Genomic DNA, 11,871 nt, shown 5'->3' on the forward strand with positions numbered 1-11,871 from the left:
TTTATCTATCTGTTTTATATTTTAATTCTAATTTCTGGCTATATTTACTCATACTATAACAAATAATCCAGAATATTATTCCGGCAAATACGTATCCTTCCATCGAAAATCCTAGCCATTCGGGATTAGTTTTAGCTAAATTTAACATACCAACTACCTCTAAAAGACCTACTACAAAAATTAGTGGTGTATCTTTTACAAGTGCTAAGAATGTATTCGCAATTCCTGGAATTACTAATTTTAAAGCTTGTGGAAGGATAACAAAAATATGAAGTTTCCAGTAACCCATCCCAAGTGACTTAGCTGCATCATATTGGCCTCTTGGAAGAGCTTGTAGTCCTCCCCTTATAACTTCAGCTGTATAAGCCGCTTCAAATAAAGTAATTGCTACAACAACTCTAATTAGTTTATCTACATATGTTCCATCAGGTAAAAACATTGGAAACATTACAGCTGACATAAATAAAACTGTAATTAAAGGAACACCTCTCCAAAATTCAATGAATGAAAGAGATGAATATTTAACAACAGGTAAATCAGATCTTCTACCAAGAGCCAGCATCATGCCAATTGGAAAACAAAAAATTAATGAGAAAAAAGAAACTATAAAAGTTAAAGATAAGCCACCCCACGCACCTGTTTCAACCCACTCTAGTCCAAAAGAACCTCCTGAAATCAAATAGTAGATTAAGATAAAAGAAATAATTGGTAATATAAGGGTGTAATAAAGAGAAAGATAATTTCTAAATTTAGCAGGTACAAAAAATCCAGCTGCCATAAAGGCTAATACAGCAATAAATGTAATGTTAATTCTCCATTGTTCTGCATTAGGATACATTCCATACATAAATCTATTAAACCAAACTTTAATATAAACCCAACAAGCACCACCACCTGTACACGCTTCTTTAGTGTCACCAGAAATATTAGCATCAAAAATGAACCAATTTAATAATGGAGGAAGTGAAAATATTATAAGAAAAATAATACACAAACTTAAAGCTGCGTTAAAATTACTTGGGTTAATGTTTTTATTAAGGCTATCTAAAATTTTAATACCTGAAAATTCAATTCTAATAAAATGAAGACCAATTACCCCAAAGATTAAGGGAGTAAAAAAGTTAATAAACCTAGGTAAGAAAGAGGTAATATTTGTACCAAAGAAATTATTTAAACAAAAATCAAAAATACCTAAGAAAAAAAATAAAATTCCAATAATAAGAGAAGTATTTCTATTTATTTGAATTTTAGCTTTTGGTAAATCAAGATTTTTTGAATTCATTATTTTTCCTTTATCGCTATTCTTTGGTTGTACCAATTCATTAGTAATGAAATTGCTATACTAATAGTTAAATATGTGGCCATTGTAATACCAACAATTTCAATTGCTTTTCCTGTTTGCATCATAGCAGTACCCGCAAAAACTAAAACTAGATCTGGATAAGCAATTGCTGCTGCTAAAGAAGAGTTTTTGGTTAAATTTAAATATTGATTAGTAGTAGGTGGTATAATTATTCTTAACGCTTGAGGCATAATTACTAATTTCAAAACTTGGCTTGGTGTTAAACCAATTGATGCAGCAGCTTCTTTTTGCCCTTTGCCAATACCTTGAATACCTGCTCTTACATTTTCTGCAATAAAAGTTGCCGTATAGAGAGTTAAGGCTAAAGTTAACGCAATTAGTTCAGGTGGTATACCCATACCCCCATCAAATGTGTAAGAAGATTGTGACATTTTTCTTAATTCTGGAAAGCTAAAAGATAAATCAACACCACCTACTAAAAATGTTAACAGTGGTAGACCTATAAAAATAGCTAATGAGACAATTAATACAGGCAACTGTTTTCCCTCTTGTTCTTGTTTCTTTTTTGCAAATTTGACAAAAAAGAAAATTAAAATCATTGCAGCAATTAACGTTGTAAAAAAAATATCGAAATTTGTCCAAATTGGAGCTGGTGTATAAAGTCCCTTTATGGTCATAAAAGATGAACCTAATAATAATGTAGCATCTTGAGGCATTGGCAGAGCTCTTAGGGCTGCAAAATACCAAAAGAAAATCTGTAATAATAATGGAACATTTCTAAAGAATTCTATGTAAAAAGAAGCAGTTTTTCTAATCAAATAATTTGGGGATAATCTTGCAACACCAACAATAAGACCCAATAATGTAGCTAAAATAATTCCAATGAAAGCTACTAAGAGTGTATTTAATAATCCAACAAGATATGCTCTTGCATAAGAGTGTGACCCATCATAATCAATTAAAGAAAATTGTATATCAAATGATGCCTCTTGGGTTAAAAAACCAAAACCAAACTGAATACCTCTTGTATCCATGTTCTCTTGAGCATTCATGGTAAAGAAACCAAATATTAAAACTATAAATAATAATGTTAATAGTTGAGGTAAGATTTTTTTTAATTTCATGTGATGAGTATTATAAAAAAAGGGCTAGATAAATCTAGCCCTTTTTATGTTTTGTTAGATAATAATTATCTTGCTGGTGGTACGTATAGTAGTCCACCTTTAGTCCAAATTTGGTTTGGACCTCTGTCAGGTAAAATACCAGTATCAGCGATATTTCTCTTGTAGCTTTCTCCATAATTACCAACTTGTTTGATAATTCTTAAGCTCCAATCGTTATCTAAACCAAATGCTGCACCTAATTCACCTTCAGAACCAACAAGTCTTTTGATTTGTGGGTTTTCAGAAGTTTTCATCATGTCAGCGTTTGCAGAGTTAATACCGTACTCTTCAGCTTCGATCATTACGTTTAGTGACCATCTTACGATGTCTTCCCAAACTGCATCACCTTGACGTACAACAGGTCCTAGAGGCTCTTTAGAAATAGTCTCTGGTAACACTACGTGATCATCAGGGTTAGTCATTTTTGTTCTTTGTGCTGCTAGACCAGATTTGTCAGTTGTGTAAGTATCACATCTGCCTGAGTCATAAGCTGCAACAACTTCATCAGCTTTTTCGAAAGCTACTGGCTCATAAGAAATTCCTTTTGAATTAAAGAAGTCTCTCATGTTTAGTTCAGTTGTAGTACCAATGTTAGTACATGCTGAAATTCCATTTTTGAATTGGCTCGTAGAAGTAATTCCTGAGTCTTTTCTTACCATGAAACCTTGGCCATCGTAGAAGTTAACTCCAACGAATGTTAAACCAATGTCAGCATCTCTAGAAAGTGTCCAAGTTGTGTTTCTTGATAAGATATCAATCTCACCAGAAGTTAGAGCTGTGAATCTTTCTTTAGCACTTAGTGGAGTGAACTTAACTTTGTTCGCATCACCTAATACTGCAGCAGCAACCGCTCTACATACATCAACGTCAACACCAGTCCAATTTCCAGCAGCGTCAGCATTTGAAAATCCAGGTAGACCTTGAGATACACCACATCTTACGAAACCTTTTTTCTGAGTGTTCTTAAGAGTTTTTGACTTCTTAGCGGCCATTGTTTCTGTTGTAAAAGTAAACAGAACTGCAACCATAGCAACTAGAGAAGTTAATTGTTTTACGTATTTAAACATATTTTATTCCTCTGTTTTATTTATTTATTTGTTAACAAATAATTCAAAATGATTTGAATTAAGTGAGATGTTTAGCATTTTATAACTAGCATCAAAATAAAAATTTTGTTTTTAGAATTATTCTAACAATATGTGGTGCTACATTAAGAACAATGTGTCACATATAGTGATGGTGCGCTCTGGTGGACTCGAACCACCGACCCTCGGTTTAGAAAACCGATGCTCTATCCAGCTGAGCTAAGAGCGCAAATTAATATTAGTATATTTATAGTACGAATTTAATTTTTAAAAAGAAATTTTTTACAAATAATTAATAAAGTTAGAAGCTCTAGTCTACCAATAATCATAAATAAAATTAGATAATACTTAGTGATAAAATGTAGATCATAAAAACTAAAATCAGCCAACCCAAACATTGAGGAGTTTACTGTATTCATTATGGTTAATATTGAGAGTTTAAAAGAGCTTTCAAAATCAATTCCGCTTAAAGTTAATAAAAATGTTAAAATTAATAAAGAAATTATAAAAACTATTACAGATAAAAAATATTTATAAATTTCATCTAATTTGAATGTATCTTTTGAAAACAAGTGTTTATTTATGTAAATATTTTTAGGTCTACTGTAAGAAAGAATTTCGTTAATTGAATATTTAAATAAAGAATAGATTTTTAAAAACCTAATACCAGAACTTGTCGAAAAAAAAGATCCTCCAATAATAACAAGTATTAGAAAAACAAAAGATAAATTACTAGAAGAATTATTAAGAGAAAAACCTACATTAGAAATACTACTTGTTAAGGATAAAAATAACTCACTAAAATTATTTTCAAAATTTAAAAATACAAAAAAAATAATCAACAAAAATAAGAAATAAAACAACAGATGAATATCTTCATTAAAGAAATTAAGATTATGGTTTTTTGTAAAGATTAAATTGTAAATTAAAAAAATACTAAAAAAGGAAGATAATAATAAAATTGATATAATTATAACTTGAGAATTATTGACCAATAAATTAGACAAATTATTAGATGGTAAAAAACCACCTGATGAAATTATGGTCATTGCTAAATTTAGAGAATTAAATAACCTAATATCAAATAAACTTAAAATTATAAAAATTGAAAGTGTAATTAATGAATAAAATAAAAAAATTTTGAATGCTTGTTTGAATGTTTCAGATTTATTAAAAGATAAAAAATTAGTTAAAGATTTTTTAAAACTATGATCAAAAATATCAATTAAAAGTATTATAGAAAATAAAAAATAAAGACCCCCTATCCATTGAGATGCAGATCTCCATAATATTAAGCTTTGATCAATATGATTAATATTGTTAAAAATAGTAAAGCCTGTTGAGGTGAATCCAGAAATTGACTCGAAGATAGCATTAACAAAAGTTAAATTATAAATACTAAAATAAAAAGGTATAGAAATAACTAATGGTAATAAAAAATAACCAAGAAGTATTGTTAATATTTTATCATATATAGTTATTTTTTTTTCATCATTATTTTTTGAATAATAAAATAATATTGTTAAAAGAATAGAGACTATAAATGTAATTATGTAGGTATTTAGATTTAGATAGAGGTTTAGATAGTAAGAGTAAGTGATATTAAAAAAAGCTAAAATTGAGACTATTCCAAAAAAAACACTCAAGTAAATGAGTTTAAAGTATTTCATTAAATTAAATAGAGCTTATACGAAACATGTTTTCTACAACATGTAAGAAATCTTTATTAGCCAAAAGAACAACAATATCCTCTTTTTTAAATACAAAATTTGATCTAGGGATAATTACTTCTTCACCTCTTAAAACTGCACCTATTCTTATTTCATCTGGTAAGTTAGAATTTTTTAACTCTTTATTTACTAACTCTGAAGTTTCAATAATTTCAGCTTCTATAATCTCACATTCACCATTCAAAATACTATAAGCATTTTCAATAGTGCCTTTGTGAATGTGTTTTAATATACTTGATACAGTATTCATTCTAGGATCAATAAAATCATCAATTTTTAAAGAAGATTGTAAAAGAGAATAATTAGGCTTGTTAATTAAAGCCATAGTTCTTTTGTCACTTAATTCATCATTGTCTTTAGCAAATTTTTCAACCAATACACTTATCATTAAATTATCTTCGTCGTCATTTGTCAGAGCCAAAACAGTTTGAACCTCTTCTAAATTTGCCTCCAATAAAACTTCTTCATCTAAAGCATCTCCATTTATAACAATTGTGTTATTTAATTGACTTGCAATAAGTTCTGCTCTTTCCTTATCTTTTTCTATTATCTTAACTCTTGCAGAATCAAAACTTTCTTCTAAATTTTTTGCTAAGTTAAATCCTATATTTCCTCCTCCAATTATTAAAATTTTATTAGAAATTTTTTCTGTATGACCAAAGGCTGCTAAGGTTTCATTCATTTGTGAGGCATTAATTACAACATAAGCTTTATCTTCTTTAAGCATTACATCCGTTTTTTTTAATAAAACAAATTTTTCATCTCTAATTACTCCCATTATATTAGAATTAAGTTTTGGAAATTTTTTTGTAAGTTCATTAAGTTTGATATCTTTTATTGGACAATTTTCATCTATCAAAATCTCAAGCAATCTAATTTTATTATTAGCAAAAGGAACATTATCTAGTGAACCAGGGGCTTCTAGTTTTCTTTGAAGTGACTTTGCTATCTCAATCTCAGGTGAGATAATAACATCTATTGGTAAATTTTCTTTATTATAAACTTTTGTAAATTTTGGATTTAAATAATCTTGTGATCTGATCCTTGCTATTTTTTTTGGAACATTAAATATTGAAAATGCAATTTGACATATCAACATGTTAATTTCATCATTACGAGTTACTGCGATAATCATATCAGCTTCGGTTGCGTTTGCCTTTTCCAAGATTGATGGATAAGTAGCTTTGCCCACAATAGACTTTACATCTAGTGTGTCATCAATCTTTTGTATATCTTCACTGGATTGATCAATTATGGTTATTGAGTGTCCTTGCTCACTTAAAATTTTTGCTATAGTAAAGCCCACTCTACCAGCTCCACAAATTATAATATTCATTTAGTTTAATTCCTTGATCCCTAAACCTTTAAGCTTTCTATGTAAGGCAGATCTTTCCATTCCAATAAAATCAGCAGTTTTTGATATATTGCCATTAAATTTTTTTAATTGTGTAGTTAAATACTCTTTTTCAAAATTTTCTCTAGCTTCTTTTAATGGTATAGATAAAGAGTTTTCTGATGGTATATTTCTAATATCAGGTGTTTTTAGAGATTCTTTAATAATATTTGAAATTTTATCATTATTATCAGGCGAAAGTATTGCTATTCTCTCTATTAAGTTTCTTAATTCTCTAACATTTCCTGGCCAATCATAATTGAGTAAATATTTATTGTTTGTATCAATACTTAGTTTTTTTAAATTATAGTTTGTTGAAATTTTTTCAGAAAAATATTCAACTAACAAAGGTATATCTGAAACCCTGTCTTTTAAAGGGTCGATGTTAATTTCAAATACATTAAGTCGATGATATAAATCCTCTCTAAAATTACCATTTTCTATTTCTTTTTTTATATCTTTACTAGATGAGCATATAATTCTTACATCAACATTAATATCATGGCTGCCATTAATTCTTCTAAATTTTTGATCTATTAAAACTCTTAAAATTTTAGATTGGGTATCAAGTGGGATTTCAGAAATTTCATCTATTAAAAGTATACCCTTTGTTGATTTCTCTAAAGCGCCATAAGTTATGGAGCCATTATTTTTTTCTTCACCAAATAATTCTAATTCATATTTTTTAATATCAAGTAATGCGCCATTCAGAATAACAAAAGGACCCTTCTGTCTTTTGGATTCTTTATGTATTTTTCTTGCTATCAATTCTTTACCTGAGCCGGTAGGACCATTGATAAAAATTCTACTTTCGGAAACTGATATTTTATCTATTTGATCTTTTATTTTTTTAAAATTGTCACTAACACCAATTAGTTCATAAGAATAAAAAAGTTTACCTTCAAATTCTTTATTCTTATTTTTAAGATTTAAATTTTCAACAGCCCTATTAATAAAATTTAATAATCTTTCCTGATTAAAAGGTTTTTCAATAAATTCGAAAGCACCAGCTTTTAAAGCTTTGATTGCCATTTCAACATTCGCATGACCTGTAATTATTATAACTGGAATATTTTTATCCTTATTTTTGATGTGTGATAATAGCTCTAAACCATCATTATCACTTTTATCTAACTTAACATCTATTATTGCAACATCTGGGAGTTTTTTATCAATCTCATTTAATGCTTGATTATAGTTTGCAGCTAATCTTGTTTTGTAACCAGCTTCAATTATTAGATCATTAATAATGTTTCTAATATCTGCATTATCATCAATAATTAATATTTCAGTACTCATTATTTTGTAAATGTAATTTCAATTTTTGCACCCTTTTCAAGTGATATAAAATTTATTTTACCATTATGATCATTTATTATTTTATTAACAATAGACAAACCTAAGCCCGTACCTTTTTTTTTGGTTGTAAAATAAGGATTTAGAATGTCTTTTATATTGTTTTTAAATATCCCAAATCCTAATCCATTATCGATAATTATGAAGTTAATTATTTCCTCATTCTCATTTATAGAAATATCGATTTTTCCATTAAAATTAACATTATCAATTTTCTTATCCTGTATACTTTCAATAGAATTTTTAATTAAATTGAAGAAAACTCTACTTAATTGTTCACTATCAGAGTTTAAAATAATTTTAGATTTACTTGGTTTAAAATCAATTATGATTTCATTATCTAATTCATTTATTAATTTAACATTATCTTTTATCAAAGAAACTAAGTTGTTATTTTTGAGAATTGGTTTTGGCATTCTTGCAAAATCTGAAAATTCATTAACTAAATTTTCAATTTGTTTAATTTGCTTTCCAATAATTAATAAACTTTTGGAAAAATCTTCTTTTTCATGATCTGCTATTTTTTCAGAATATCTATTTTTCAATTTATCGATAGTTAATTGAATAGGTGTGAGTGGATTTTTAATTTCATGAGCTAATTTTCTAGCTAAATTTTCCCAAGCTTCATGTCTTTCTTTTATTATAATTTTTTCTTGTTGTGATTTTAATTTATCTATCATTAAATTAAAATTTTGATTTAAAATCTCCATGTCTTTATCAGTTTTAATTTCTGGTACTTTAATATCTAGATTACCTTTTCCAATATTAGAAGATGCAATAATTAAATTATTAATAGACCTAAAAAATCTTGATGAAAATCTTATAGCTATTGATATGGATAAAAATAATAATAGTGAAACTATAACTAGATAAATAAATACAAATGATATCTTAATCCCAGTTTGTTTATTTAAAACTGTGTAGTAAAAATTAAGAGCTTCTTGAGATTCTAGTAAATATTGAGAAATTTTTTTATCTAAATACTTTACTATATATAAATACTTACCTTCAAAGTTTTCAAGCTTTATAATGGATGCTGTTTGATTTTTATAAGCATTAATAATCTTAAGTGGTCTTTTATCATTTTGGACCATTTCTAAAGCATCACTTAAAGGAGGTGTATATAAAGTAGTATCTTCTAAAGTTGATAAATATAAATTTCCATTACCTTCGATAATATGAACTTCATCCATACCTCTAATTAGTTTTTGAGTTTTAAGAAAACTTTTAAATTGATTAATATTTGTATTTAAAAAATTGATACTTTTGTTTAAATCAAATGCTATTAAAATTATTTCTGATTGTGTTTTTGTTCTAACTTCCTCAGTATAGCTTTTTGCAATTTCATAAGAATTATTAACAGCTGTTGTTATTTTTTTATCTAAATATTTATCAAGAGCAAATGAAAGGAGAAATAATGAAAATAAAGAAATTAAAATCGAAGGAATTAAAGTAAATAATGCAAAGAATGTTATATATTTTCTATTGGCTTTAGAGCCACTTACATCAACATCTATCTTTAAAGAATTTCTTACTTCTGAAAATATCATAAAAAAAAGAAGTATTAACAATGCAATATTTCCAATTAATAATAGTTGGAGATTGTCATCAGATAATTTTAAAAAACTTTTATCAATAAACGTTAAAAAAGTTATAAAACCTATGAATAAAGTAATTAAAAATACTACAATGATGAATATATTTTTTTTAATAAAATCAATCATTTTGAACAATATAATGTGTTATATATTTTTATCATGAATAGTTGCTTTATAATACTTGCTGGAGGTGAAAGTAAAAGATTTAATTCAAATATTCCAAAACCCTACACAAATTATAAAGGTAAACCTTTATTATTGCATTCAATTGATAAAGCTAAAGTTTTTAATAAATTTAATAAAATTGTTCTGGTAGTAAATAAAAAACACAAAAATTTTATCAAGAACCTTAATATTAAAAACATCAAAATTATCACAGGTGGAAAAACAAGAGCAGAGTCTGCTTATAATGCCTTAAAAAGTATTAAAGAAAATAATTTTAAAAATGTAATAATTCATGATGCTGCAAGACCAAATTTTTCTTTAAAACTTTTAAATAAATTAATGAATGAATTAAAATCAAATGATTGTGTAATTCCTGCAATTCAAACTGCAGATACAGTTAAGCAGAAAATATCAAATAATGTTAAAAATTTAAAAAGAGAAAATATTTACTTAATCCAAACACCTCAAGCTTTTAACTATAAAAAACTTTTTGAACTTCAAAATAACAAAAGTAAGGAAGTTACTGATGATGCTAACTTATTTGTAAGAGCTGGTAAAAAAATAAAGATTATAAAGGGCGAAACTACTAATAATAAAATTACAATAAATTCAGATATTAAATTTAATAATTTAATAAAATTTGGAATAGGTTTTGATGTTCATAGGTTAGTGCCTAACAAAAAACTTTATTTAGGTGGGGTTAAAATACCCTCACCTATTGGCACATTAGGTCATTCTGATGGAGATCCTGTGTTACATGCTGTAACAGATGCTATACTTGGAGCGTGTTCTATGGGTGATATTGGTGAAAAATTCTCAGATAAGAATAAGAAATTTAAAAATATTAGATCTACAATTCTATTAAGTGAAATAATTAAGCAAACTCTAAAAAAAGGCTACCTAATCAATAATCTTGATATAAATATAATTACTCAAAAACCTAAAATTCAAAAATATAAAAAAAAAATAATAAACTGTATTGCAAAAATTTGTAATATCTCTCCCACTCAAATTAATATAAAAGGTAAAACAACTGAAAAGTTAGGTGTAATTGGTAAAGAAAAAGCTATAGCTTGTGAAGTAATAGCTTCTGTTATTAAAAATGATTAAATCTTTCAACTCATTATTAGTTACTATGTTTGGTCTTGGTAAAATTAGATATATGCCTGGAACATTTGGGTCACTAGCGACTGTAATTATTCTTTATCATCTATTCCACACTCTAAATATTTCACCAAATATAATTTTATTTGGCTTGATATTAATATTTATTTACTCATTTTATGCCGTTTCAAGTCATATAGAAAATAGTGAAAATAAGGATCCAGGTGAAATCATAATTGATGAATTTTTAGGTCAATCGATACCCATATATCTTTATGAGATATCTCATGGAACAACAAAAGATGGGGGTGAAGCTATTGTTTATTATACTCTATTTTTTATTCTTTTTAGATATTTTGATATCATGAAGCCATTTCCTGTAAACTTTTTTGATAAAAACTTTAAGAATAGTTTTGGTGTAATTATGGATGATATCTGTGCTGGTTTTTATGTGGTTCTAACCCTTGTGTGTTTCATGATTTTAAAGAATTATATTTTATAATGAAAAATATTGTAAAAAAATTAATCAAAAAAAAACTTAAAATATCTTTTGCCGAGTCATGCACAGGAGGGATGTTAGCTGCATCTATTACTTCTATTAGTGGTGCATCTAAAGTATTCAACATAGGTCTTATTACCTATTCTAATCAAGCAAAAATCAATATTTTAAATGTAAATAAAAGTATTATCGAAAAATATGGTGCTGTTAGCGCTGAATGTTGTGAGGCTATGGTTAAGAATTTAGCAAAGATATCTAAAGCTCAAATAAATGTATCTGTCACTGGAATTGCAGGTCCTAATGGTGGAACTAAAAACAAACCCATCGGATTAGTCTATATAGGAGTAAAAAGATCCAATAAATTGGTGATAACAAAAAATATTTTTAAACAAAAAACAAGAAGCTCAATTCAAAAAGCTTCAGTTAAAAGGGCCTTGGATATTGTTAGCTCTTTAATTTGAGCAGTTTTTTAAAT

General features: G+C 27.0%; 10 protein-coding genes and 1 tRNA gene. 3 read left to right on the plus strand and 8 right to left on the minus strand.

All coding sequences use genetic code 11. From position 1 onward, the window contains the following. Nucleotide 1: 1 nt before the first annotated feature. The 8 genes from AC5SLN_RS03305 to AC5SLN_RS03340 all read right to left on the minus strand — a co-directional run bounded on the left by AC5SLN_RS03305 (nucleotide 2) and on the right by AC5SLN_RS03340 (nucleotide 9,754). Nucleotides 2-1,282, minus strand: a complete 1,281-nt coding sequence (locus tag AC5SLN_RS03305) for an amino acid ABC transporter permease (RefSeq protein WP_018414101.1) — start codon at nucleotides 1,280-1,282, stop codon at nucleotides 2-4. Then, a complete protein-coding gene (locus tag AC5SLN_RS03310; protein ID WP_006996964.1) occupies nucleotides 1,282-2,427 on the minus strand; it encodes an amino acid ABC transporter permease in 1,146 nt (381 codons plus the stop codon). Before AC5SLN_RS03310 ends, AC5SLN_RS03305 begins: the two co-directional genes overlap by 1 nt. A 65-nt stretch (nucleotides 2,428-2,492) precedes the next feature. Then, nucleotides 2,493-3,533 (minus strand): amino acid ABC transporter substrate-binding protein, encoded by a 1,041-nt coding sequence (locus tag AC5SLN_RS03315; protein WP_011282064.1) that lies wholly within the window; start codon nucleotides 3,531-3,533, stop codon nucleotides 2,493-2,495. 170 nt (nucleotides 3,534-3,703) lie between these two features. Beyond that, nucleotides 3,704-3,780 (minus strand) — tRNA-Arg (locus AC5SLN_RS03320). Between the two features lie 31 nt (nucleotides 3,781-3,811). Then, nucleotides 3,812-5,221, minus strand: a complete 1,410-nt coding sequence (locus tag AC5SLN_RS03325) for a TrkH family potassium uptake protein (protein WP_494594138.1) — start codon at nucleotides 5,219-5,221, stop codon at nucleotides 3,812-3,814. A gap of 4 nt (nucleotides 5,222-5,225) precedes the next feature. Continuing rightward, nucleotides 5,226-6,617: a Trk system potassium transporter TrkA gene (gene trkA / locus AC5SLN_RS03330; protein ID WP_494594140.1), complete on the minus strand. Its 1,392-nt coding sequence runs from the start codon at nucleotides 6,615-6,617 to the stop codon at nucleotides 5,226-5,228. Next, complete coding sequence (locus tag AC5SLN_RS03335) at nucleotides 6,618-7,973, minus strand: sigma-54-dependent transcriptional regulator (RefSeq protein WP_494594142.1); 1,356 nt, start codon at nucleotides 7,971-7,973, stop codon at nucleotides 6,618-6,620. Continuing rightward, nucleotides 7,973-9,754 (minus strand): sensor histidine kinase, encoded by a 1,782-nt coding sequence (locus tag AC5SLN_RS03340; RefSeq protein ID WP_494594144.1) that lies wholly within the window; start codon nucleotides 9,752-9,754, stop codon nucleotides 7,973-7,975. The genes AC5SLN_RS03335 and AC5SLN_RS03340 overlap by 1 nt, the downstream gene beginning before the upstream one ends. Before the next feature lie 33 nt (nucleotides 9,755-9,787). On the opposite strand from AC5SLN_RS03340, the gene ispD reads away from it, so the two are divergent. From ispD to AC5SLN_RS03355, 3 genes are read left to right on the plus strand one after another with little or no spacing between them, the layout of a single operon-like run. Continuing rightward, a complete protein-coding gene (ispD, locus tag AC5SLN_RS03345; RefSeq protein WP_494594146.1) occupies nucleotides 9,788-10,903 on the plus strand; it encodes a 2-C-methyl-D-erythritol 4-phosphate cytidylyltransferase in 1,116 nt (371 codons plus the stop codon). Beyond that, nucleotides 10,896-11,399, plus strand: coding sequence for a phosphatidylglycerophosphatase A family protein (locus AC5SLN_RS03350; RefSeq protein ID WP_494594148.1), 504 nt, complete (start codon nucleotides 10,896-10,898; stop codon nucleotides 11,397-11,399). The genes ispD and AC5SLN_RS03350 overlap by 8 nt, the downstream gene beginning before the upstream one ends. Then, nucleotides 11,366-11,857 carry a CinA family protein gene (locus tag AC5SLN_RS03355; RefSeq protein ID WP_494594150.1) on the plus strand — a complete coding sequence of 164 codons (492 nt, stop codon included), beginning with the start codon at nucleotides 11,366-11,368 and terminating at the stop codon, nucleotides 11,855-11,857. The genes AC5SLN_RS03350 and AC5SLN_RS03355 overlap by 34 nt, the downstream gene beginning before the upstream one ends. Nucleotides 11,858-11,871 lie beyond the last annotated feature (14 nt).

This window comes from Candidatus Pelagibacter sp. PS_31, assembly GCF_059417865.1.

Excerpts from the sequence above, each read along its gene's own strand:
- AC5SLN_RS03335 (WP_494594142.1), bottom strand. The coding sequence starts at position 7,973 with ATGAGTACTGAAATATTAATTATTGATGATAATGCAGATATTAGAAAC.
- AC5SLN_RS03350 (WP_494594148.1), top strand. The coding sequence starts at position 10,896 with ATGATTAAATCTTTCAACTCATTATTAGTTACTATGTTTGGTCTTGGT.
- AC5SLN_RS03340 (WP_494594144.1), bottom strand. The coding sequence starts at position 9,754 with ATGATTGATTTTATTAAAAAAAATATATTCATCATTGTAGTATTTTTA.
- trkA (WP_494594140.1), bottom strand. The coding sequence starts at position 6,617 with ATGAATATTATAATTTGTGGAGCTGGTAGAGTGGGCTTTACTATAGCA.
- AC5SLN_RS03325 (WP_494594138.1), bottom strand. The coding sequence starts at position 5,221 with ATGAAATACTTTAAACTCATTTACTTGAGTGTTTTTTTTGGAATAGTC.
- ispD (WP_494594146.1), top strand. The coding sequence starts at position 9,788 with ATGAATAGTTGCTTTATAATACTTGCTGGAGGTGAAAGTAAAAGATTT.
- AC5SLN_RS03310 (WP_006996964.1), bottom strand. The coding sequence starts at position 2,427 with ATGAAATTAAAAAAAATCTTACCTCAACTATTAACATTATTATTTATA.
- AC5SLN_RS03305 (WP_018414101.1), bottom strand. The coding sequence starts at position 1,282 with ATGAATTCAAAAAATCTTGATTTACCAAAAGCTAAAATTCAAATAAAT.
- AC5SLN_RS03315 (WP_011282064.1), bottom strand. The coding sequence starts at position 3,533 with ATGTTTAAATACGTAAAACAATTAACTTCTCTAGTTGCTATGGTTGCA.